Annotated in this window: 18 protein-coding genes; 12 read left to right on the forward strand and 6 right to left on the reverse strand. The window is 48.0% G+C overall.

The window, feature by feature from the left end; translation table 11 throughout:
• Positions 1-241: 241 nt before the first annotated feature.
• The 10 genes from BQ5591_RS15230 to BQ5591_RS15275 all read left to right on the forward strand — a co-directional run bounded on the left by BQ5591_RS15230 (position 242) and on the right by BQ5591_RS15275 (position 14,136).
• Positions 242-1,726: a TolC family protein gene (locus tag BQ5591_RS15230; RefSeq protein ID WP_071149978.1), complete on the forward strand. Its 1,485-nt coding sequence runs from the start codon at positions 242-244 to the stop codon at positions 1,724-1,726.
• A gap of 115 nt (positions 1,727-1,841) precedes the next feature.
• The gene (locus BQ5591_RS15235; protein ID WP_071149979.1) at positions 1,842-3,206 is read left to right on the forward strand and encodes a sigma-54-dependent transcriptional regulator; all 1,365 of its coding nucleotides are present in this window, start codon (positions 1,842-1,844) and stop codon (positions 3,204-3,206) included.
• Between the two features lie 21 nt (positions 3,207-3,227).
• Positions 3,228-4,526 carry a sensor histidine kinase gene (locus BQ5591_RS15240; protein ID WP_071149980.1) on the forward strand — a complete coding sequence of 433 codons (1,299 nt, stop codon included), beginning with the start codon at positions 3,228-3,230 and terminating at the stop codon, positions 4,524-4,526.
• A 291-nt stretch (positions 4,527-4,817) separates the two neighbouring features.
• Entirely contained in the window at positions 4,818-5,513 is a 696-nt protein-coding gene (locus BQ5591_RS15245; RefSeq protein ID WP_071149981.1) for a CDP-alcohol phosphatidyltransferase family protein, read from the forward strand.
• A 24-nt stretch (positions 5,514-5,537) separates the two neighbouring features.
• Complete coding sequence (locus BQ5591_RS15250) at positions 5,538-5,966, forward strand: GtrA family protein (RefSeq protein WP_022162393.1); 429 nt, start codon at positions 5,538-5,540, stop codon at positions 5,964-5,966.
• A gap of 59 nt (positions 5,967-6,025) precedes the next feature.
• On the forward strand, positions 6,026-7,255 hold the full coding sequence (lnb, locus tag BQ5591_RS15255) for a lipoprotein N-acyltransferase Lnb (protein ID WP_071149982.1): 1,230 nt from the start codon (positions 6,026-6,028) through the stop codon (positions 7,253-7,255).
• The gene (locus BQ5591_RS15260; RefSeq protein ID WP_071149983.1) at positions 7,255-8,823 is read left to right on the forward strand and encodes an alkaline phosphatase family protein; all 1,569 of its coding nucleotides are present in this window, start codon (positions 7,255-7,257) and stop codon (positions 8,821-8,823) included. The genes lnb and BQ5591_RS15260 overlap by 1 nt, the downstream gene beginning before the upstream one ends.
• Positions 8,824-9,012: 189 nt before the next feature.
• Positions 9,013-12,381, forward strand: a complete 3,369-nt coding sequence (gene secA, locus BQ5591_RS15265) for a preprotein translocase subunit SecA (protein WP_071149984.1) — start codon at positions 9,013-9,015, stop codon at positions 12,379-12,381.
• Positions 12,382-12,504: 123 nt separating this feature from the next.
• Positions 12,505-13,608 (forward strand): DUF6340 family protein, encoded by a 1,104-nt coding sequence (locus tag BQ5591_RS15270; protein WP_071149985.1) that lies wholly within the window; start codon positions 12,505-12,507, stop codon positions 13,606-13,608.
• A gap of 84 nt (positions 13,609-13,692) precedes the next feature.
• On the forward strand, positions 13,693-14,136 hold the full coding sequence (locus tag BQ5591_RS15275; protein ID WP_071149986.1) for a hypothetical protein: 444 nt from the start codon (positions 13,693-13,695) through the stop codon (positions 14,134-14,136).
• A 162-nt stretch (positions 14,137-14,298) separates the two neighbouring features.
• On the opposite strand, the gene BQ5591_RS15280 is transcribed toward BQ5591_RS15275, so the two are convergent.
• Positions 14,299-16,932, reverse strand: a complete 2,634-nt coding sequence (locus BQ5591_RS15280; RefSeq protein ID WP_071149987.1) for a valine--tRNA ligase — start codon at positions 16,930-16,932, stop codon at positions 14,299-14,301.
• 138 nt (positions 16,933-17,070) lie between these two features.
• On the opposite strand from BQ5591_RS15280, the gene BQ5591_RS15285 reads away from it, so the two are divergent.
• Both BQ5591_RS15285 and mazG read left to right on the forward strand, forming a co-directional pair.
• Complete coding sequence (locus tag BQ5591_RS15285; RefSeq protein WP_071149988.1) at positions 17,071-18,147, forward strand: DUF3810 domain-containing protein; 1,077 nt, start codon at positions 17,071-17,073, stop codon at positions 18,145-18,147.
• A gap of 231 nt (positions 18,148-18,378) precedes the next feature.
• The gene (mazG, locus tag BQ5591_RS15290; RefSeq protein ID WP_071150760.1) at positions 18,379-19,191 is read left to right on the forward strand and encodes a nucleoside triphosphate pyrophosphohydrolase; all 813 of its coding nucleotides are present in this window, start codon (positions 18,379-18,381) and stop codon (positions 19,189-19,191) included.
• Between the two features lie 138 nt (positions 19,192-19,329).
• Here the strand turns inward: mazG and BQ5591_RS15295 are convergent, their stop codons facing one another.
• The 5 genes from BQ5591_RS15295 to rpsA form a co-directional block, all read right to left on the reverse strand.
• Positions 19,330-19,800, reverse strand: coding sequence for a hypothetical protein (locus BQ5591_RS15295; protein ID WP_071150761.1), 471 nt, complete (start codon positions 19,798-19,800; stop codon positions 19,330-19,332).
• A 30-nt stretch (positions 19,801-19,830) separates the two neighbouring features.
• On the reverse strand, positions 19,831-20,202 hold the full coding sequence (locus BQ5591_RS15300) for a hypothetical protein (RefSeq protein ID WP_022162380.1): 372 nt from the start codon (positions 20,200-20,202) through the stop codon (positions 19,831-19,833).
• A 47-nt stretch (positions 20,203-20,249) separates the two neighbouring features.
• Complete coding sequence (locus BQ5591_RS15305) at positions 20,250-20,804, reverse strand: RNA polymerase sigma factor (RefSeq protein ID WP_022162090.1); 555 nt, start codon at positions 20,802-20,804, stop codon at positions 20,250-20,252.
• A 53-nt stretch (positions 20,805-20,857) separates the two neighbouring features.
• Positions 20,858-21,793 carry a ribonuclease Z gene (locus BQ5591_RS15310; protein ID WP_071149989.1) on the reverse strand — a complete coding sequence of 312 codons (936 nt, stop codon included), beginning with the start codon at positions 21,791-21,793 and terminating at the stop codon, positions 20,858-20,860.
• A gap of 84 nt (positions 21,794-21,877) precedes the next feature.
• Positions 21,878-23,668, reverse strand: coding sequence for a 30S ribosomal protein S1 (gene rpsA / locus BQ5591_RS15315; protein ID WP_071149990.1), 1,791 nt, complete (start codon positions 23,666-23,668; stop codon positions 21,878-21,880).
• Positions 23,669-23,670 lie beyond the last annotated feature (2 nt).

Raw genomic sequence — 23,670 nt, forward strand, 5'->3', positions numbered from 1 at the left:
ACGTACGGAAATAACGGATTCTCGACGGCTTCCACCGGCAAAATGTCAAAACGTCAAAGCCACAGCCCCGGCCCGGCTTACAACCGTCCGCCGTCCGTAAACGAACAACAGAAGTGTCCGATTCCGAACACCACCGCCCCCACAGACACTTCTGAGCGCTTGGCACGCTCTTTGCTTTACTTTGGCAAGCCACGGTAACTACGGTTACCACGGAAACAGAAAAATTAATAGCCAAACTAAGATGAAGAAGATTTTACTTGCAGCCTGCCTGTGGATGCCCCTGATGCTCCACGCACAGAACGATACACTGACGCACGAACGGGACATCACCCTGAACGAAGCCATCGCCCTGGCACGTATACAGTCGGTAGACGCCGCCGTCGCCCTGAACGAACTGAAGACCGCCTATTGGGAATACCGCACGTTCCGGGCCAACCTGTTGCCCGAAGTCAACTTCACAGGCACGCTGCCCAACTATCGGAAGATATACAACTCGTACCAGAACGCCGACGGTACCTACTCGTACGTACGCGATAACGTGTTGGGGCTTTCGGGCGAAGTGTCCATCGACCAGAACATCTGGCTGACGGGAGGTAAACTCTCGCTCACCTCCTCGCTCGACTATCTGAAGGAGCTGGGCTCGAACGGCAGCAAACAGTTCATGTCCGTCCCCGTCAGTCTAGAACTGACGCAACCCATCTTCGGAGTCAACACCCTGAAGTGGGACCGCCGCATCGAGCCCGTGCGCTACTCCGAAGCCAAAGCCGCCTTTATAAGCGCCACCGAGGAAGTGACGATGAAAGCCATCACCTACTACTTCGAACTGCTGCTGGCCAAAGAGTCGCTCGCCACCGAACGCCAGAACAAGACCAACGCCGACCGCCTGTACGAAGTAGCCATTGCCAAGCGCAAGATGGGACAGATATCCGAAAACGACCTGCTGCAACTGAAGCTCAACGCCCTGCAAAGCAAGGCCGACGTCACTGCCGCAGAAAGTAATCTGAACGCCAAAATGTTCCAGCTGCGTTCCTTCCTCGGCGTGTCCGAACAGGAAAACCTGAACCCGACGCTGCCTACCTCCGTCCCCATGCTCAACATGGAATATAAACGCGTGCTCGAAAAAGCATTGGAACGCAACTCCTTCGCCCAGAACATCCGACGCCGCCAGCTGGAAGCCGATTACGAAGTGGCTACCGCCCGCGGCAACTTGCGCAGCATCGACCTCTTTGCCAGTGTGGGCTACACAGGTCAGTCGAACGCACTGTCGACAGCCTACCGCGGACTGGTAGATAACCAAGTGGTGCAAGTCGGCGTCAAGATCCCCATCCTCGACTGGGGAAAACGGCGCGGACAAGTACGGGTGGCCAAAAGCAATCGTGAAGTGGTGCTCTCCAAAATACGCCAGGAACAGATGGACTTCAACCAGAACATCTTCCTGCTGGTCGAGAACTTCAACAACCAGGCACAGCAGCTCAACATCGCCCAGGAAGCCGACCTCATCGCCGAGAAGCGCTACCGAACCAGCGTAGAAACTTTTATGATAGGAAAAATCAGCACCCTCGACCTGAACGACGCCCAGAACTCGAAAGACGAAGCCCGCCAGAAACACATCTCCGAGCTATATTATTACTGGTACTATTTCTACCAGATACGCAGCCTCACCCTGTGGGACTTCGAACGCAACACCGAGCTCGAAGCCGACTTCGAGGACATTGTGAAAAGATAAAGCCGTCCGCCCACGTACGTTCCACGCACGAAAGACGGGCCGACCGCTTGCAACGTGCAAAGAGAATTGCTAACTTTGCACATACATTTAACTATACCTTATTATATATATAAACATGATTCTTGTAATTGACGACGATAGCGCAGTACGTTCTTCGCTCAGCTTCATGCTGAAACGCGCCGGCTACGAAGTAAAGGCCGTGCCAGGCCCACGCGAAGCCATCGACACCGTCCGCGCCGAAGCTCCGGCACTGATACTGATGGATATGAACTTCACCCTCTCTACAACCGGCGAAGAAGGACTTACCCTGCTGAAACAAGTAAAAATATTCCGCCCCGAAACACCTGTCATACTGATGACCGCCTGGGGCAGCATCCAGCTGGCCGTACAAGGCATGCAGGCCGGCGCCTTCGACTTCATCACCAAACCGTGGAACAACGCCGCCCTGCTGCAACGCATCGAGACAGCCCTCGAACTGAATGCGCCGCAGACAGAAAGCACCACCGAGAAGGCCGACACACTGGACCGCAGCCACATCATCGGAAAATCGCGCGGACTGACGGAAGTGCTAAATACCGTAGCACGCATCGCACGCACCAATGCTTCGGTTCTCATCACTGGCGAAAGCGGCACCGGCAAAGAACTGATAGCCGAAGCCATCCACATCAATAGCCAGCGCGCCAAACAACCCTTCGTGAAAGTCAATTTGGGCGGTATCTCGCAAAGCCTTTTCGAAAGCGAAATGTTCGGCCACAAGAAAGGCGCCTTCACCGATGCCAGCGCCGATCGCATCGGCCGTTTCGAACTGGCCAATAAAGGAACCATCTTCCTTGACGAAATCGGCGACCTCGACCTTTCCTGTCAGGTGAAACTGCTCCGCGTATTGCAGGACCAGACCTTCGAAGTGCTCGGCGACAGCCGTCCCCGCAAAGTAGACGTGCGCATCGTATCGGCCACCAATGCCGACCTGCGCAAAATGGTATCCGAACGTACTTTCCGCGAGGACCTCTTCTACCGCATCAACCTCATCACCATCAAGCTTCCCGCCCTGCGCGAACGCCGCGAAGACATCCCTTTGCTGGCACGCTACTTCGCCGACCGCCAGGCCGAAGCCAACGGACTGCCCCACACCGAGTTTGCATCCGATGCCCTGAGCTTCCTGTCGAAACTCCCCTACCCAGGAAACATCCGTGAGCTGAAGAACCTCGTCGAGCGCACCATCCTTGTCAGCGGCAAATCCATCATCACCGCTGCCGACTTCGATACCCAATACCTACGCACCAACGAGCAACCTCAAGCCACCGAGAACGTATCGTATGCCAACATGACGCTGGACGAAATCGAACGCCACACCATACTTCAGGCGCTCGAACGTCACAAAGGAAACCTCAGCCAGGTAGCCCTGGCGTTAGGCATCAGCCGGGCTGCCCTTTACCGCCGGTTGGAGAAATACAACATTGCGGTCAACAATCTTTCGTAAAACTCATAAACCATAACCAACGTGCGCATCAAGTCCTTCTTCATCATACTGGCTCTGATACTGCTGGCATTGTCAGGCGCTCTGGCATATTGGGCAACCCATCTGCCTGACAGCCGCCTACCTTATTATATAATGGAAGGAACGATCGCATTCATCCTGATCTACCTCATCGTCTTTTATAATAAGATTGTGAAGCCCATGCACACCATCGGAAACGGTATGGAACTTCTGCGCGAACAAGACTTCAGCAGCCGCCTCAGCCCCGTGGGACAACACGAAGCCGACCGCATTGTGAACATCTTCAACCGCATGATGGACCAGCTGAAGAACGAACGCTTGCGCCTGCGCGAACAGAATCATTTCCTCGACCTTCTGATACAGGCCTCGCCTATGGGCGTCATCATCACCGATCTGGACGGAAACATATCGCAGGCCAACCCCATGGCCATCAAGATGCTGGGCATCCATCTTGAAAGTCTCTTAAACAAACCGATAGAGAAAATAGACTCCCCGCTGGCCACCGAGCTGGCAGCCCTCAGCAAAGAAGAGACGCGGGTGGTCCGTCTGAACGATGCCAACATCTACCGCTGCACTTTCACCTTCTTCATCGACCGCGGCTTCCAGCATCCTTTCTACCTGATAGAGCGCATGACCGACGAAGTGATACGTGCCGAGAAGAAAGCCTACGAGAAGGTGATACGCATGATAGCCCACGAAGTAAACAACACGACCGCAGGCATCACCTCTACGCTGGACACGGTAGAGCAGGCACTGGCCACCGAAAAAGATATGGAAGAAATCTGCGACGTCATGCACGTATGTACCGAACGCTGTTTTTCGATGAGCAAGTTCATCACCCGCTTTGCCGATGTGGTAAAAATACCAGAACCACTCCTCTCGCGGAACAGCCTGAACGAAACAGCCACCACCTGTGTACGCTTTATGGAAGGACTATGCAACGACCATCACATCCAGCTCACACTGCAATGCGCTCCCGATGTAGGAGACGTCAATCTGGACACCTCGCTTTTCGAACAGGTATTAGTCAACATCATCAAGAATGCTGTCGAAAGCATCGGCCAGGACGGAGAAATCAGAATCACCACCACCGCTCCTGCATCGCTCGAAGTAGCCGACAACGGTCCGGGCATCAGCAAGGAAACAGAAGAAAAACTATTCAGTCCCTTCTTTTCAACCAAGCCCCACGGGCAAGGCATCGGACTTATCTTTATCCGCGAAGTGCTGAATCGCCATGGATGTACATTCTCACTGCGTACTTACAACGATGGCTGGACCCGTTTCCGAATTTCATTTCCATAAGAAATGGTTCTATTGTCGGTTACGTTGGGCATCAAATACCAATATAACACACCATCAATTCTAGGAAACATATACCATCATCCATATACAGCAGAAAAGAGAAGCATAATAAAACAGAACAATTTTCTGTTCTATTCTTTTCAACACTCCAATAAGACGGTGTCATAATCAGATAAAAGCTTATAAAAGCTAGTAGTTTTGTAACAGATATTGTTAAAGTGTTGCAAGAATGTTAAACTTAAAATGAATTTTGAAAAAAATGCTGTAATTTTGCACGATAAAAAAAAATGTATGGGAAAAGAATTATCAAATAGAATTCAAACTTCTATTCTTAACGCGGCAGAAAAAAAGGTTCTTATCTGGCTGGCAGAAAGACAGCCTAAATGGGTAACTTCCGATATGCTGACGTACATTGGCCTTGGAGGAGCTTTTGTATGTGCGTTAGGCTATATCTTAGCAAATCAGAACCTCCAGTATTTGTGGATTTCATCACTAGGTTTCGTAATCAATTGGTATGGTGACAGCTTAGACGGGACATTAGCTCGTGTCCGACAGGCTCAGCGACCCATTTACGGTTTCTTCATCGACCACACATTAGACGCCATTACTATATGTATTATATGTATAGGAGCAGGCTTGTCTCCAATCTTCCGTCTCGACATAGCATTGCTGGTACTTGCCGGATATTTGGTCTTATCTATTTATACATATATCGGAACCATATTAAAAGGAGAATTTCTTCTGACTTATGGCTGTTTCGGTCCTACCGAGTTCCGACTGGTGATTATCCTTTTGAATACACTCATCATGTATACACCATGGGTGGAAGTCTCTTACAATTTCCATGGATACGAGTTTGGCTTATTCGATGTGGCCGGCATGGTCATTGTAGTTATCCTATTCTCCATGTTTTTCATGCAGTTTGTCAAAGACCGTAATCTGCTGGCCAAGCAAGATCCTCTTAAGCCCTATAACCCTAAAAAATAAAAACTAAAACAAACGAAATCGTCCGTGCGTACATATATAGAATTTGTTGTTAGCCGTTTATTCGGTACAGGAGTCGATACCTTTGTACTGTGGATATGTTCCAAATTCATATTCCATGATTACTGGGGGATCTATGTCGTTTCTCCTGTCATCTCATTCGAGTTTGCCGTATTCAGCAATTTCGTATGTTCCTATTATTGGATATGGAAAGAACGTATTACCAACAAGAATATCAAGGATTTCACTTACCGATTCCTCATATTCAATTTTTCCTCGGTACTAGGTTTCTTGGTCAAGATGTTATTCTTGCTGCTGTTTCAGAAGATTTTCGGCTGGAATGTAGTATATTGCAACCTTGCAGCTCTCCTCATTTCCGGACTATTCAATTATTTTCTGGCAGAAACCATTGTATTCGGGAAACGTTCGATTGTATCCAAAGTTTCAAGCCGATAAATTATATAAATGCCTGAGACATAAAAGCAATCTGCCACAATAGCATATTACATATAACAATGAAATTGACTTTTTTATCATTAACATTGTTTTTCTGCACCCTGGGAAGTATATTTCCCCAGGCAATACAGGCACAGACTATGGTACAAAAGCAAGCTGTTCCTCCTGCAACGGAAGACAGCATACGCTTCAGCCTTCTGACTTGTGGCGCTGGTGAAGAGATTTACTCTCTTTTTGGGCATACGGCTATCCGATACGAGAACTTTACTAGGGGCATTGACGCTGTATTCAATTATGGAATATTCAGCTTCAATACCCCCAACTTCATTCTCCGTTTCACACTTGGAGAAACAGATTACCAACTGGGGGTTACTTCCTATAAACAATTTGCATACGAATACACTTGGACGGGACGGGATGTATGGCAGCAGACTCTGAACCTGAATGCAGAAGAAAAGAAAAAGCTGCTTGCCCTATTAGAAGAAAACTATCTTCCTCAAAACCGCATATACCGCTACAACTTTTTTTACGACAACTGCGCCACACGACCACGCGACCAGATAGAACGCGCCGTACAAGGTACGCTGGAATATGCCGATGACATGACCTCATTCCAAACCGGAATTAGTTTCCGTGATATTGTCCATCAATACACGATAGGGCATTCTTGGGCACGTTTTGGCATTGATCTTTGCTTAGGTAGCCAAGCGGATAAAGACATCACCCGCCGGCAAATGATGTTTGCTCCTTTTTACCTGAAAGACTTTCTTGCAAAAGCTCAGCTAAAGAATGCACAAGGTATGGAGCGACCGCTTGTCTCTTCCGAAGACCATATCATACAAAGCCCTCAACAGACAAGTACAGAAGAAACCCCAAGCCCACTCCAAACAGCCTTCCTGTTGTTTACTATAGTAACTATTGCTACAGCTTATGGCATTTATCGGAGAAAAAGTCTATGGCTGCTTGATCTTCTGTTGTTTCTGGCTGCCGGTGTAGCAGGTTGCATACTGGCATTCCTTGCAAGCTTCTCCCAGCATCCTGCCGTCAGCCCCAATTATCTCCTTTTCTTATTTCATCCCTTGCATCTTTTGTGCCTACCATGGATGATAAAAAGAGTAAGAAAGAAAGAAAAAAGCATCTATATGTGGGCAAATATTATAGTTTTAACTTTTTTTATACTGCTTTGGGGAATAATACCGCAAGAATTTAACTTAGCTGTATTACCTTTGGCACTCAGTTTGTGGATACGTTCTGCAAGCAACCTTTATCTCACATATATAAGAAAGTAATGAAAAAAGGACTGATCACTTCCATACTTGCGCTTACATTCAGCGGATTACAGGCTCAGCCGATGCCTGCTACTCCCAAGCTGGTGGTAACACTGACTATCGACCAGTTACGCACGGATTACATGGAAGCATTTTCCTCTTTGTATGGAGAAAAAGGATTCAAACGCCTGTTGCGTGAAGGCAAAGTATTTAGCCAGGCACAGTTTCCATTCGATGAAACAGATCGGGCCTCTGCCATTGCCACCCTTTATACAGGCACCACCCCATCGATGCACGGTATCATAGCCAGTACATGGATGGATACACAAACGCTTCGTCCCCGAAACTGTGTGGACGATCCCGACTTTATGGGCAATTACACCGATGAGAACAGTTCGGCTTCCCAATTGCTCACCTCTACTTTATCTGACGAACTTAAAATAGCTACACGCAATCGTGCCTTAGTTTATTCTATCTCTCCCTTTCGCGATGCAGCCATTTTGGCAGCCGGACATGCAGGAAACGGTGCCTTTTGGCTGAATAAGATGACAGGAAAATGGTGTAGCACCACTTATTATAACGATTTTCCGTGGTGGATAAGCCAATATAATGACCGCAACTCTCCGGATTTCCGTATCAAAGATATGGTATGGGACCCACTGTTCCCGGTTACCAGCTATACGTTTCTCCCCGAATGGAGAACCGATGCCTTCAAATATCATTTAAATAACGACCGTACAAATAGTTTCCGCAGATTAATTCTCAGTCCGTTTGCAAACGACGAAGTAAATCTGCTGACCGAAGAATTACTATCCAAAAGTACCTTAGGTAAAGACGAAATACCCGACCTATTAGCCCTTACCTATTATGCTGGCAACTATAACCATAAAAGCACACAAGAGTGTGCTATGGAAATGCAAGATACCTATGCGCGCTTGGACCGCAGTATTGCCAACTTGCTTGACATGCTCGACCGCCACATAGGATTGCAGAATATCCTTTTATGCATCACTTCCACCGGCTATGCAGATCCTGAAGCAGCCGATGTTGGCATCTACCGTGTTCCAGGCGGTGAATTCTACCTGAACCGTTGTGCAACCTTACTGAACATGTACCTTATGGCTACATACGGAGAAGGCCAATACGTAGAAGGTTACCATAATCTGCAAATATATCTGAACCACAAGCTGATAGAAAGCAAACAGCTGGACTTAAACGATATACAGGAAAAATCTGCCCAGTTCTTAGTCCAGTTCAGTGGCGTAAATGAAGTCTATTCAGCCAATCGCCTTTTATTAGGTCCTTGGTCACCACAAATTGAACGTATCCGAAACAGTTTTCACCGCAAACGTTCTGGTGACTTACTCATAAAAGTATTGCCAGGATGGAGTGTAATGCAAGAAAACAATACCGATAATCGCGTAGTACGTTCTGCTGAGATACCAGCTCCACTTATATTATTAGGCCCAGGCATCAAACCCGAAACAGTACGCATTCCTGTCTGCACAGACCGAGTTGCCCCCACTTTGGCAAAGGCCCTGCGTATCCGTGCACCTAATGCTTGTCAATCAACCCCGCTCGATTTCTGATTTTTATTTCTACAGAAATTCATTGGCATTATTGTATTCTTTCCAAACTGCGGTTCTCATTACGAATTAATCGGGTTTCATAGGAAAAAACTATGCTGAAAGACTACGTCCTCTATGCCGAATTTATTACCTTTGCATCGCAAAGTATATCAATCATATAGCTAATAATAATAAAAACAAATATATAAAATGGGATTTAATGAATTTTTAAGCTCGATCTTTGGCAATAAGTCCACACGCGACATGAAAGAAATACAGCCGTGGGTGAACAAAATCAAAGCTGCCTATCCGGAAGTAGCCAAGCTCGACAATGATGGCCTGCGCGCCAAAACAGAAGAACTGAAGGCCTACATCCGCAATTCTGCAGCCGAGCAGCGGGCCAAAGTAGATGAACTGAAAGCCAGTGTTGAGTCTACTGAACTGGAGGACCGCGAAGCACTCTTTACACAAATTGACAAAATCGAGAAAGAGATACTGGATATCTACGAAAAAGCCCTCGATGATGTATTGCCGGTAGCTTTTGCCATCGTGAAAGATACTGCCAGAAGATTTGCCGAAAACGAAGAAATTGTGGTTACTGCTACTGATTTCGACCGGCATCTGGCTGCTACCAAAGATTTCGTACGCATCGAAGGAGACAAAGCCATTTACCAGAACCACTGGATGGCCGGCGGAAACGAAGTTACCTGGAACATGGTACACTATGACGTACAGCTGTTTGGTGGTGTTGTTCTTCATAAAGGCAAAATTGCCGAAATGGCAACCGGTGAAGGTAAAACATTGGTAGCAACTTTACCCGTATTCCTCAATGCACTGACAGGAAACGGAGTACATGTCGTTACTGTAAACGACTACCTGTCTAAACGTGACTCCGAATGGATGGGACCGTTGTACATGTTCCATGGACTGAGCGTAGACTGTATCGACAAACATCGTCCCAACTCAGACGCACGCCGTCAGGCTTATATGGCAGATATTACTTTCGGTACCAACAACGAATTTGGTTTCGACTACTTGCGTGACAACATGGCCATCAGCCCGAAAGATCTCGTTCAGCGCCAACACAACTACGCCATCGTCGATGAGGTAGACTCCGTATTGATTGATGATGCACGAACTCCGTTGATCATCTCTGGTCCTGTACCCAAAGGCGACGATCAGCTGTTCGAACAACTCCGTCCGTTGGTTGAACGCCTGGTAGAAGCACAGAAAGTATTGGCAACCAAATATCTTGCCGAGGCCAAGCGTCTGATTGCTTCCGATGATAAGAAAGATCAGGAAGAAGGCTTCCTTGCTCTGTACCGCAGCCACAAGTGTCTGCCCAAGAACAAAGCTTTGATCAAGTTCCTTAGCGAACAGGGTATCAAGGCCGGAATGCTCAAGACAGAAGAGATCTACATGGAGCAGAACAACAAACGTATGCACGAAGTTACCGATCCGTTGTATTTCGTTATCGATGAAAAGCTGAACAGTGTAGACCTGACAGATAAAGGTGTCGACCTGATTACCGGTAACTCCGAAGATCCGACCCTCTTTGTTTTGCCTGATATCGCAGCCCAACTCTCAGCCTTGGAGAATGAAAAAGATCTGACCGACGAACAGCGTCTGGCCAAGAAGGATGCTTTGATGACCAACTATGCCATCAAGTCGGAACGTGTACATACCATCAACCAATTGCTGAAAGCATATACTATGTTCGAGAAAGACGACGAATACGTAGTCATCGACGGACAAGTGAAGATTGTGGACGAGCAAACGGGTCGTATCATGGAAGGCCGTCGTTACTCTGATGGTTTGCACCAGGCTATCGAGGCTAAGGAAAGAGTAAAAGTAGAAGCCGCTACCCAGACTTTTGCTACCATTACATTACAGAATTATTTCCGTATGTATCACAAGCTGTCGGGTATGACCGGTACGGCCGAAACAGAAGCCGGCGAGTTCTGGGATATCTACAAACTGGATGTAGTGGTTATTCCGACCAACCGCCCCATTGCCCGTAAAGACATGAACGACCGCGTTTACAAAACCAAACGCGAAAAATATAAAGCCGTCATCGAAGAAATCGAAGCCATGGTTCAGGCCGGACGTCCGGTACTGGTAGGTACTACCTCGGTCGAAATCTCGGAAATGCTGAGCAAGATGCTGACCATGCGCAAGATTCCTCACAATGTATTGAACGCCAAGTTACACCAGAAAGAAGCTGATATCGTAGCCCAAGCCGGACAAAGCAGTACGGTAACCATCGCTACCAACATGGCCGGTCGTGGTACCGATATCAAGTTAAGCCCCGAAGTAAAAGCTGCCGGCGGTTTGGCTATCATTGGTACGGAACGTCACGAATCACGTCGTGTAGACCGTCAGTTGCGTGGTCGTGCCGGTCGTCAGGGTGACCCGGGTTCTTCTGTATTCTTCGTTTCATTGGAAGACGACCTGATGCGTCTGTTCTCTTCCGACCGTATTGCCGGTGTGATGGACAAATTAGGCTTCAAAGAAGGTGAAATGATCGAGCACAGCATGATTTCCAAATCAATCGAGCGTGCCCAGAAGAAGGTGGAAGAAAACAACTTTGGTATTCGTAAACGTTTGCTGGAATACGATGACGTGATGAACAAGCAACGTACGGTTGTCTACACCAAACGCCGTCACGCCTTGATGGGCGAGCGTATCGGTATGGATATCGTCAACATGATATGGGACCGTGCTGCCAGCGCTGTCGAAGCAGCCGATTATGAGAGCTGCAAGATGGACGTACTTCAGGTACTTGCCATGGAAGTTCCATTCACCGAAGAAGAATTCAAGAATGAAAAGAAAGAAAAACTGGCCGAACGTGTATTCGATGCCGCAATGGAACTGTTCAAACGCCGTACCGAACGTATGGCACAGATTGCCAATCCGGTCATCAAGCAGGTATACGAACAGCAGGGATTCATGTACGAAAACATTCTGATACCTATCACAGACGGAAAACGTATCTACAACATCTCATGCAACCTGAAAGCTGCTTACGAAAGCGAATGTAAGGAAGTAGTAAAATCGTTCGAGAAATCAATCCTGCTGCATGTCATTGACGAAGCATGGAAAGAAAACCTGCGCGAACTGGACGAACTGAAACACTCAGTACAGAATGCAAGCTACGAACAGAAAGACCCGTTGCTTATCTACAAGCTGGAGTCAGTTAATCTGTTCGACAATATGGTCAACAAGATCAATAACGAAACTGTTTCCATCCTGATGCGTGGACAGATCCCTGTACAGGAAGCTCCTGCACAGTCGCAACAGCCTCAACAGCCGCAGGATGCACAGCCTGCACAGCAACAGGCTCCTCAGCAACACGTAGAAGTACGCCAGGCTGCCCCCGAACAACGTCAGGACATGAGTAAGTACCGGGAGCAGAAAGAAGATCTGAACGATCCGAACCAGCAGGCAGCAGCCGCACAGGATACTCGCGAACAACAGAAACGCGAACCGATCCGTACTGAAAAGACTGTAGGTCGTAACGATCCCTGCCCTTGCGGAAGCGGCAAGAAATATAAGAACTGCCATGGAAGAAACCAATAAGTTCCGTTAGCAATCTTTTCAAACTAGCAACACAAAGCCTTGAACGGTTAAAAACTGTTCAAGGCTTTTTATTTATAGCGAGAAAAGTGTATTTTTGTTCATGCGAATAAACAGATAAAGACCATGACAAAGTATATTTATTCTTTCATTTTTTTCTGCCTGTTGTTAAGCAGTTGCCAAAGTCTGGAACAGCTTTCGATAGACTACATGATTCCTGCTGAAATAAGTTTTCCTCCCATGCTGAAACGGGTAGCCATCGTCAACAATATGCCCGATACACCCAACAACCAGCTGATAAACCAAAAGCAGGATGCACCCAAAACAGAAAGAGAAGTAACCCGACTTGTCCAGTACTATAACGGAAACCCCGTACTGGCAACCGAATCGCTGGCACAGGCCATTGCCGATGAAAACTACTTCGACGAAGTCATCATCTGCGACTCAGCCCTGCGCAGCAACGACATCACTCCTCGCGAAACCACCTTAAGCATGGAAGAAGTAGATGCACTGACCCGGCAATTAAAGGTTGATTTCCTTATTGCGATAGAAAACATACAAATGAAAGCTATCCGCAAGATAGAGTCTATTTCTCCTTACAACACTTACCTCGGCACTACCGACCTGGCCGTATACCCCACTGTCAGAATATACGTACCCAACCGCAGCAAGCCCATTGCCAGCCTGACTCCTTCAGACAGCATTTATTGGGAAAACGTTGGGATCGGAATAGAACAGGTAAGAGCCCGTCTCATCAAGGATGAGGACCTGATAAAGGAGGCTTCTATTTTTGCCGGAACGATTCCCGTAAAACATCTGCTCCCTTACTGGACTACGGAACGGAGATACTTCTTCACCGGTGGCTCGGTGAACATGCGCGACGCAGCCATCTATGTAAAAGAGAAAAACTGGCCGGGCGCAGTTGCCCTTTGGGAAAAAGAATACAACAAAAAGAAAGGTAAGCAGAAAATGTATGCCGCCTACAACCTGGCATTGGGTTACGAAATGCAGGACAGCATACAGAGCGCATTGTCCTGGGCACAAAAGGCACAGGCTGTAGCAGCCGAAATAGATCAGGTAGAACAGAAGAAAACTACCCGAGGAGTCGATGCCAGCAGTGTCCCCAACTATTTGCTGACCAGCATGTATGTGGTAGAACTGGAGAAACGGCAAGCCAGCATACACATGCTCGACATGCAAATGGGCCGCTTCAGGGAAACTGAAAAATAACAGTGTACCGAAGTTTCCCGGCTTTTTTTAACCGATTATTAATTATTTTCCCTACCTTTGACGCACGCATAAAGAAAGAAGCATATGAAACTCAGCCAATCTACATTATCGCTCATAGAAGAAACCATCAAGAAAGCAATCGCCAAATTTGCCTGCGGTTGCGAACAAACCATCGTCACCGACATTCATCTGCAACCCGTCCAGAGTTCCGGAGACTTGCTGATTTTCGATGACGACGACAACGAACTGGCACATGCCACTGTCGAAGAGTGGATGACCTACGAGGGTGACGACTTTTACGAGAACGTAGAACGCATATTTGCCAACATGCTTGGCAACATGAAGAAAGAAGGTGCATTCGACAAGCTGACCATCATGAAACCCTATTCTTTCGTTCTGGTGGACGAGGAAAAGGAAACCATTGCCGAACTGCTCCTGATGGACGACGATACATTGCTGGTAAACGACGAGTTGCTGAAAGGATTGGACGAAGAGCTGGATGACTTCCTGAAGAAACTACTGGAATAAGTTACCCGGATTTTGCTTCCTCTCCCCCTCTCCCCTTTTATTTTTTCCAGGAACATTCTGACTAAGAGAGATATCTATTAAAACAAAAAATTCACGCTGATTGCAGTTTTACCTTTCTGGTTGCTGCATCAGCGTGAATCTTTTTTATGGTCTTATGTCAGCTTAGGCTTTCTTCAAAGCTGCAATGCTTTCTTTCAAAGACTTGATGATGCTTTCGGCATCGGCCTGTTTCTTACGTTCCAGTTCGATGACAGCAGCCGGAGCATTGTTCACAAACTTCTCGTTGCTCAGCTTCTTCATAACTCCCTGCAAGAAACCTTCCTTGTGCTTCAGCTCGGCTTCCATACGGGCTATTTCGGCTTCCACATCAATCAGGTTACCCAGCGGAACTGCATATTCCGTTGTGCCGACCATGAACGAAGCAGCACCTTCGGTCTTTGAGGCTACCGACTGAATGGCAGAAAGGTTGCACATCTTAGTGATGACTGCCGTATAAGCGGCTACCGGATTTTCACCTACCACCTGCAACTCCAGCTCTTCTTTCTGGGCGATATTCTTCTGCAGACGGATGGCACGGATATTACTGATTACTTCCTTCACAGCCTCGAACTGCTTAAGCAGCTCTTCGTCGTAGGCAGCAGGAGCAGCCATCGGGCTTACCATCAGGCTTTCGCCATCCTTGCGGTCGGCAATGTGCTGCCACAGCTCTTCGGTGATGAAAGGCATGAACGGATGCAGCAGGTGCAGCAAGTTGTCGAAGAAAGCAATGGTCGTATCGTACACCTTGCGGCTGACGGGCTGTCCGTAAGCAGGCTTGATCATCTCCAGATACCAGGCCGAGAACTCGTCCCAGAACAGTTTGTAGACTGCCATCAGCGCTTCGCTCAGACGATACTTGCCAAACAAGTCAGCTACTTCGGCTGCTACGGCATTCTGCTTGGCGTCGAACCAGCGCATAGCCAGCTCGGCAGCTTCGGGCACAGCGGCATCGTCGCTTACTTCCCAACCTTTAACGAGGCGGAAAGCATTCCATATCTTGTTGTTGAAGTTACGTCCCTGTTCGCACAATGCATCGTCGAAGAGGATGTCGTTTCCGGCAGGAGCCGAAAGCATCATTCCCATACGTACACCGTCGGCACCGTACTTCTCGATCAGATCCAGCGGGTCGGGCGAGTTACCGAGCGATTTGGACATCTTACGGCCGAGCTTGTCGCGCACGATACCGGTGAAGTATACGTTCTTGAAAGGCATGTCGCCCATGTATTCGTAACCGGCCATAATCATACGGGCCACCCAGAAGAAGATAATATCCGGTGCTGTCACCAGGTCGCTGGTAGGATAATAGTATTTGATTTCTTCGTTGCCGGGATTGTTGATGCCGTCGAACAACGAGATGGGCCACAGCCACGAAGAGAACCACGTATCCAGACAGTCTTCGTCCTGACGCAGGTCGGCCAATGTCATGTCTGCGTTGCCGGTCTTGGCCTTGGCCAATTCCAGTGCCTGTTCGGCAGTCTCGGCTACAACGTATCCGCCTTTGGGCAGGTAGTAGGCCGGAATGCGGTGTCCCCACCACAGCTGACGACTGATACACCAGTCCTTGATGTTCTCCAGCCAGTTCTTGTAAATGTTCACATATTTGGCCGGATAGAACTTCAGTTCGTCGTTCATTACCGGCGGCAAAGCCATGTCGGCAAAGTGCTGCATCTTGAGGAACCACTGCATGGAGAGCTTCGGTTCGATGGGCACATTGGTACGCTCGGAGAAACCTACCTTGTTGGTATAAGCTTCTACTTTCTCCAGCAATCCGGCTTCGTCCAGGTCTTTCTCAATCTGCTTGCGCACGTCGAAGCGGTCCATACCGACATACAGGCCAGCGGCTTCGCTCAGGGTGCCGTTGTCGTTGAAGATGTCGATGCTCGGCAGGTTGTACTTCTCGCCCAGCATGTAGTCGTTCACGTCGTGAGCCGGAGTCACTTTCAGACAGCCGGTACCGAACTCGATGTCTACATAATCGTCCTCGATCACCGGAATGACACGGCCTACCAGCGGCACAATCACTTTCTTTCCCTTCAACCATTCGTTCTTCGGGTCGTTCGGGTTGATACACATGGCTGTATCGCCCATGATGGTTTCGGGACGGGTAGTAGCCACGATGGCATAACGGCCTTCGGCATCGCCCTCTACCTTGTAACGCAGGTAGTAGAGCTTGCTGTGCTCTTCCTTATAGATTACTTCCTCGTCGCTCAGGGCAGTAAGTGCCTTGGGGTCCCAGTTCACCATACGTACGCCACGGTAAATCAGACCTTTGTTGTACAGGTCAACAAATACCTTGATGACGCTCTCGCTGCGCTTCTCGTCCATGGTGAATGCGGTGCGGTCCCAGTCGCACGATGCGCCCAGCTTGCGGAGCTGTTTCAGGATGATGCCTCCGTGTTCGTGTGTCCAGTCCCAGGCGTGTTTCAGAAATTCCTCACGCGTCAGGTCGGTCTTCTTGATGCCCTGTGCAGCCAGTTTGTTCACCACTTTGGCTTCGGTGGCTATCGAGGCATGGTCGGTACCCGGCACCCAGCAGGCATTCTTGCCTTCCATACGGGCACGACGCACCAGAATATCTTGAATGGTATTATTCAACATGTGTCCCATGTGCAATACTCCGGTGACGTTTGGGGGCGGGATGACGACGGTGTAAGGCTCACGACCATCGGGTTTCGAACTGAACAGTTTGTGGTCCAACCAATACTGGTACCACTTCCCTTCCACATCAGCGGGATTGTACTTACTTGCTAATTCCATTGTCTTCAAATCATTGATTATAGTTTATTTGGCGGCAAATTTACAAATTTATTGGCATCCGGCGATACTGACGGACAGGATTTTCAAAATTAGTATTACTTTTGCCGGAGCATTCTTCTAAAAAAACATCCGCTTTATATGAATCGCACGTTCACACGCATACGCTCGCATGTCAGCCCCCGTCACGGCCTGTTGCTGCTTCTGTTGCTGTACGTCGTCCTGACCCAGCAGATTCCTTCGTGGGGACAGTGGTATGCCCAGCACCTCTACCCCGGCATCGCTTATGTACTTTCGGCCTTCTCGGCCCTCTTCCCCTTTGCCATCGGCGATGTGTTCATAGCCCTCAGCATCGCATGGGTAGTGCTCTATCCGGTCTATGCCGTCGTCCGCCGCAAGCAGCAACTGCTGCGTGCGCTTCGCAAGGTGGGCGAATATCTGCTTTGGGTGTATGCCTGGTTCTACCTGACGTGGGGACTGAACTACTCGCAACCGGGATTTTACGCGCGTACCGGCATCGAGCCGGCCGAATACTCCAAAGAAGTCTTTCTGGATTTCGCCGACCGCTACATCGACAGCCTGAATGCCAGCTTCACGCCTCACCCCCTCACCGATAAACGACTGATACGCGACGCCGCCGTCGAAGGCTACAACAGCATAGCCCCCGAACTGGCCGTACACCGGCCTTTCCATCCGCAACCACGTGTGAAGACCATGGTTTTCACACCACTCATTTCTGCCGTGGGCGTGACGGGCAGCATGGGGCCGTTCTTCTGCGAATTCACCGTCAACGGCGACCTGTTGCCCAACCAGTACCCTGCCACCTACACCCACGAACTGGCCCACCTGCTGGGCATCACCAGCGAGGCCGAGGCCAACTTCTACGCCTATCAGGTGTGCAGCCGTTCCCGCTGGCAAGCCATGCGCTTCAGCGGCTACCTGTCTCTGCTGCCTCACGTGCTGTCCAACGCCCGCCCACTGCTCACGCAGGAAGAATTCGAAGCTCTTGCCGGCCGCATCCGTCCCGAAGTGGTCGAAGTCTACGAGCAGAACCGACTGTACTGGACTGAAAAGTACAGTCCCCTCATCGGCTCGATACAAGACTGGATGTACGACCTCTACCTGAAAGGCAACAAGATTGAAAGCGGACGACAGAACTATTCGCAAGTGGTAGGACTGCTGATTTCGTACGAAATGAGGCAGAAGGACAAACACTAAACTCAGTTTCCCTCATCCACCTCTGTTATCCTCTCCGTTTCCACAAGAGGTTACGCCCGTTCCCTAAGGAGGAAACGCTCGTATCCTAAGGAGGGAACGGCCGTATCCTAAGCAGGAAACGGGAGTTTCCTAAGCTGGAAACGGAAGGAAACTACTAATGTTTCGTTCTCAGCACTTTATCTGAAAAAAACTTTGTACCTTTGCCCGAGATTTTTAAAACCAACAACGATGATGCAACATACACGTAAAGAACAGATGGAAGCTTTCGGACGCTTCCTCGACATACTGGACGAACTGCGCGAAAAATGTCCGTGGGACCGCAAACAGACCAACGAGAGTCTGCGCCCCAACACCATTGAAGAAACGTACGAACTGTGCGACGCCCTGATGCGCGACGACAAGCAGGACATCTGCAAGGAGCTGGGCGACGTTCTGCTGCACGTGGCCTTCTACGCCAAGATAGGCAGCGAGACAGGCGACTTCGACATCAAGGACGTCTGCGACCGCCTCTGCGAAAAGCTCATCTACCGCCATCCGCACGTATTCGGCGATGCCAAAGCCGAAAGCGCCGCTCAGGTAGTGGAAAACTGGGAACAGCTGAAGCTGAAAGAAAAAGGTGGAAACAAAACCGTGTTGAGTGGTGTGCCTGCTGCCTTGCCTACACTCATCAAGGCCTATCGCATTCAGGACAAGGCACGCAACGTAGGCTTCGACTGGGAAGAACGCGAACAGGTATGGGACAAGGTGAAAGAAGAGATTCAGGAGTTTCAGGCCGAAGTAGCCAATATGGACAAACAGAAAGCCGAAGAAGAGTTCGGCGACGTTCTGTTCAGCCTCATCAATGCTGCCCGCCTTTACAAGATCAATCCGGACAACGCGCTGGAACACACCAACCAGAAATTCATCCGCCGCTTCAACTATCTGGAAGCCCACACCATCAAGGAAGGCCGCAACCTGCACGACATGAGTCTGGCCGAGATGGACAAACTGTGGAACGAAGCGAAGGAACTGGAAAAGCAGGCAGAAAAGACTGAAGAATCATAATCTTCGTATGCATCTGCATACGGCGGTTCTTCCTCGTTCCCGCACAACCGAGCATACTAAAAAAGGGTACATGCCTCACACATGTACCCTTCAAAAAAATCATTTCACTATATATTTATACCTATTGCCGGCTCAGTCTTATCTTCTTTGAGGTTTGCCAGGTTTTTTGTCATTGCGCTGCATTCCTTTTAGAAGTTCCCGCTGAAAACGCATCTCGGCCCGTTGAACCAGATAAATCTTCTTGTAAGAAAGAATCTTCTTGAACTTTGCAAGATAAGTCTTATCCAAACGGTCGGCAGACATGCGGGCGTCATAGACACCTTCCAGAATCTCGCCGTATTGGGCTTCTGTAGTCTTTTCGTCTTTACCTTTGCGAAGCAAGTCCCATGCTTCATCGTTCAGCTGCTTCTTACGATCCTGTAATTCGAAATAAACAGGAAAAAACTTATCAGCTTCTTCTTTGGTCAAACCGGCATGTTGCGTGATAAAAGCTTGCTGCTTAGCACGAAATTCTTCCCTGCTCAGTCGGTGTTGATCGCACCCGTCTGCTCCCCAAGCTACAGAAACCAGACTGCACAACACCACAATCAGTACACTCAGTTTTTTCATCATTCTATTCTAAGTATTAAAATCCTTGTCTCATTCTGCTTCCATATCAGAGAGGTAGACATACAAGGAATAGTCGTCCAACATAGAGTTATCTACCACCTCGTTGATATATTGCATTTCTTTGTCGGTCTCTTCAGCCGCTACATAATCGGCATTCGAAGCCGGCTGGCGATCGGCAGAAGCTACCCGGATAATCAAAGCTGCTCCCGCAAACATGGCAGCCATATACAGCCACGGCTTCACCTTGTCCCACATTGTTGGCTCTTTCTGCACAAAAGCAGGCTTTTCTTTTTCAGGAAGCTTATTCATTATATCCGAAGTTAGTCCTTCAAAATATCCTTCAGGCACACGGAAAGAATTCTCCGTTCCCACCTTTCTCAAAATGTAATCTTCTTCTTTCATAAAAAGTCTCCTTTCTGTATGTTTAGATAGTATTTCTGATAGAAGGTTTAATATTCATCCTCTAAAAATTTTTCAATCTTTTTCACGGCATAATGATATGACGACTTCAAAGCCCCTACAGAAGTTCCAAATATCTCAGACATTTCCTCGTACTTCATTTCCTGATAATACTTCAGATTGAACACCATACGCTGCTTTTCCGGCAAAGTCAGCAAAGCCTTCTGCAAAGCCAGCTGTATCTTGTCGCCCGAGAAGTACGGATCACTCTCCAGCCGCCCGATAGCGTTTGCATCCGGATCGTCCAGCGAGACGGTAGACATGGCGCGCTGCTTGTTCAGGAAAGTAAGGCATTCATTCAAAGCTATACGATAGAGCCAAGTGGATATTTTCGCCTCGGCCCGAAAATAATCTATATTAGTCCATGCTTTGATAAAAGTATTCTGAAGCAAATCATTGGCATCTTCGTGTGAAAGCACCATACGACGGATCTGCCAATACAACTGTTCGCTGTATTTGGCAACAATCATCTCAAATCCTCGCTTTTGTGTGCTCTCGTCTTGCAAAAGTGCCAACACCTCGCGTTCGTTATAAGGTGAATTCATATTTATCTATGCATATTTATCGTTTAGACATCTGTTCCGAATAAAAGTTTAATTCAGGCCTGAAAGAAAGTCTCTCCTACCTGTACGCACAACGTCTCTTGCGCAAGCCGTGTATGTGGGAAAACACTCCTTGCTTCCTCCAGCAGGCAGCTTTCATCTTCATAACGGGCAGAAAAATGCCCGATCAGCAAAGACTTTACTTCCGCATCCCGTGCCAATTGTGCCGCCTGTCCGGCAGTGGTATGAAAAGTCTCTTTAGCCCGGGAAGCATCCGCGTTGACAAAAGTCGCTTCATGAAATAACAGGTCTACTCCTTTCAATTGTGAAACCAGGTGTGGAAGGTAACAGGTGTCAGAACAATAAGCATAACGCCGTGGCAAATCCGAAGGACGAGTCAGGCGGGAGTTAGGAATGACTTCACCGTCGGGCGTCACATAATCGGCTCCGTTTTTAATCCTGTTCAGTTCGTAAAGCGGTACCTGATAAAAGTCTATCATCTCACGCACGATATGACTGGGGCGAGGCTTCTCTGCAAATATAAAGCCACAACATGGCATCCGATGGCGTAAAGGAATAGTAGTTACTGTAATCGAATGGTCTTCGTATATCAAAAGTGAATCTTTCGTTTCAAACTCATGAAATATCACCTTATAGGTCATCTGATGGTTAAAGAAGTCGAGCATTGGCTGCAACAACTGCTCTAAACCGACAGGTGAATAAATATGAAGCTCGGCCGTTCGTCCCAAAAGATTGAGCGTAGAAATCAGGCCCAGCAATCCAAAACAATGATCACCGTGCAAATGGGATATAAAAATGTGATTCAGCCTCGAAAACTTCAAGCGTGATTTACGAAACTGCAACTGTGCACCCTCTCCACAGTCAATCATGTACAATTTATCACGTACATTCAACACTTGCGAAGTCGGGAAATGCCGTGTAGTAGGCAGTGCTGATCCACATCCCAAAATATGTAGCTCAAACTTTTCCATCCTGTTACAATAAAAGAAAGGGCACTTGTTTTTTCGACAAGCGCCCTTCTTATCCTAGTTTAAAAATTTACGCAATAAAACCGATTATTTCTTTTCAGCTTCCATTTGCTCCTTCAAGGCAGCCAGAGCGTCGATGTCACCCAATGTAGTAGATGCAGCCTGGTTCTGGATTACCGGAGTTTCTTCTTTCTTACTGTTAGCCTTCTTAGCAGCCTTCTTTTCGGCTCTTTCTTCAGCTTTTGCAGCATCTTCGAAAATACGGCTGTGAGACAAGATGATGCGTTTTGCATCTTTGTTGAACTCGATAACCTTGAACGGCAGTTTCTCATCCAGCTGTGCCTGAGTTCCGTCTTCCTTAACGAGGTGTTTCGGAGTAGCGAAACCTTCAACACCATAAGGCAGAGCTACAACAGCGCCCTTATCCAACATTTCGATGATAGTACCTTCGTGTACGGAACCTACAGTAAATACGGTTTCGAATACATCCCAAGGATTTTCTTCGAGCTGCTTGTGACCCAAGCTGAGACGACGGTTCTCCTTGTCGATTTCCAATACCTGAACTTCAATATCGGCACCGATTTGAGTAAACTCAGACGGATGCTTAACTTTCTTCGTCCAAGACAAGTCAGAGATGTGAATCAAACCATCAACACCTTCTTCGATTTCAACGAATACACCGAAGTTAGTGAAGTTACGAACCTTAGCAGTGTGCTTGCTGCCTACAGGATACTTCTCTTCGATAGTTTCCCATGGATCCGGTTTCAGCTGTTTGATACCCAAAGACATCTTACGTTCTTCACGATCCAGTGTCAATACTACAGCTTCTACCTCGTCACCAACTTTCATGAAGTCCTGTGCAGAACGCAAATGCTGGCTCCAAGACATTTCAGAAACGTGGATCAGACCTTCAACACCCGGAGCGATTTCGATAAATGCACCGTAGTCAGCCATCACAACTACTTTACCCTTCACATGATCGCCAACCTTCAAGTTCGGATCAAGAGCATCCCAAGGATGCGGAGTCAGCTGCTTCAAGCCCAATGCAATACGCTTCTTCTCATCGTCGAAGTCCAAGATAACAACATTGAGTTTCTGGTCGAGTTCAACCACTTCTTTCGGATCGCTAACACGGCCCCAAGAAAGATCTGTGATATGAATCAAACCGTCTACGCCACCCAGGTCGATAAATACACCATAGGAAGTGATATTCTTAACGGTACCCTCAAGAACTTGTCCTTTTTCGAGCTTACCGATGATTTCTTTCTTCTGTTGTTCCAGTTCAGCCTCAATAAGAGCCTTGTGAGAAACAACTACGTTCTTGAATTCCTGGTTGATCTTAACAACCTTGAATTCCATAGTCTTACCTACGAATACATCGTAGTCACGGATAGGCTTCACATCAATCTGAGAACCCGGCAAGAAGGCTTCGATGCCGAATACGTCTACGATCATACCACCCTTGGTACGGCACTTGATGTAACCCTTGATAATTTCTTCGTTCTCCAAAGCTGCGTTAACACGATCCCAAGAGCGAGTAGCACGAGCTTTGCGGTGAGACAGAACCAGCTGTCCTTTTTTGTCTTCCTGATTTTCAATGAATACTTCTACTGTATCACCTACTTTCAGATCCGGATTGTAACGGAATTCACTCATCGGAATGATACCGTCTGATTTGTAACCGATGTTCACAACTACTTCACGCTTGTTCATTGCGATCACGGTACCGTCAACAACCTCACGGTCGTTAATTTTGTTCAGCGTATTGTCATACGCTTTCTCCAAGTCTTCATGACTTACATTTGATACGGCTTCACCGTTTTCGTACGCATCCCAGTTGAAGTCTTCAATGGGAGCAACATTTTTTAAATTTTCCATTA

This window comes from Bacteroides ndongoniae (assembly GCF_900108345.1).
Classification (GTDB): Bacteria; Bacteroidota; Bacteroidia; order Bacteroidales; family Bacteroidaceae; genus Bacteroides; species Bacteroides ndongoniae.

Bases quoted from the DNA above. Each gene is read 5' to 3' on its own strand.
- BQ5591_RS15230 (WP_071149978.1), top strand. From the start codon at position 242: ATGAAGAAGATTTTACTTGCAGCCTGCCTGTGGATGCCCCTGATGCTC.
- BQ5591_RS15235 (WP_071149979.1), top strand. From the start codon at position 1,842: ATGATTCTTGTAATTGACGACGATAGCGCAGTACGTTCTTCGCTCAGC.
- BQ5591_RS15245 (WP_071149981.1), top strand. From the start codon at position 4,818: ATGGGAAAAGAATTATCAAATAGAATTCAAACTTCTATTCTTAACGCG.
- lnb (WP_071149982.1), top strand. From the start codon at position 6,026: ATGAAATTGACTTTTTTATCATTAACATTGTTTTTCTGCACCCTGGGA.
- BQ5591_RS15260 (WP_071149983.1), top strand. From the start codon at position 7,255: ATGAAAAAAGGACTGATCACTTCCATACTTGCGCTTACATTCAGCGGA.
- secA (WP_071149984.1), top strand. From the start codon at position 9,013: ATGGGATTTAATGAATTTTTAAGCTCGATCTTTGGCAATAAGTCCACA.
- BQ5591_RS15270 (WP_071149985.1), top strand. From the start codon at position 12,505: ATGACAAAGTATATTTATTCTTTCATTTTTTTCTGCCTGTTGTTAAGC.
- BQ5591_RS15275 (WP_071149986.1), top strand. From the start codon at position 13,693: ATGAAACTCAGCCAATCTACATTATCGCTCATAGAAGAAACCATCAAG.
- BQ5591_RS15280 (WP_071149987.1), bottom strand. From the start codon at position 16,932: ATGGAATTAGCAAGTAAGTACAATCCCGCTGATGTGGAAGGGAAGTGG.
- BQ5591_RS15285 (WP_071149988.1), top strand. From the start codon at position 17,071: ATGAATCGCACGTTCACACGCATACGCTCGCATGTCAGCCCCCGTCAC.
- mazG (WP_071150760.1), top strand. From the start codon at position 18,379: ATGCAACATACACGTAAAGAACAGATGGAAGCTTTCGGACGCTTCCTC.
- BQ5591_RS15295 (WP_071150761.1), bottom strand. From the start codon at position 19,800: ATGAAAAAACTGAGTGTACTGATTGTGGTGTTGTGCAGTCTGGTTTCT.
- BQ5591_RS15300 (WP_022162380.1), bottom strand. From the start codon at position 20,202: ATGAAAGAAGAAGATTACATTTTGAGAAAGGTGGGAACGGAGAATTCT.
- BQ5591_RS15305 (WP_022162090.1), bottom strand. From the start codon at position 20,804: ATGAATTCACCTTATAACGAACGCGAGGTGTTGGCACTTTTGCAAGAC.
- BQ5591_RS15310 (WP_071149989.1), bottom strand. From the start codon at position 21,793: ATGGAAAAGTTTGAGCTACATATTTTGGGATGTGGATCAGCACTGCCT.
- rpsA (WP_071149990.1), bottom strand. From the start codon at position 23,668: ATGGAAAATTTAAAAAATGTTGCTCCCATTGAAGACTTCAACTGGGAT.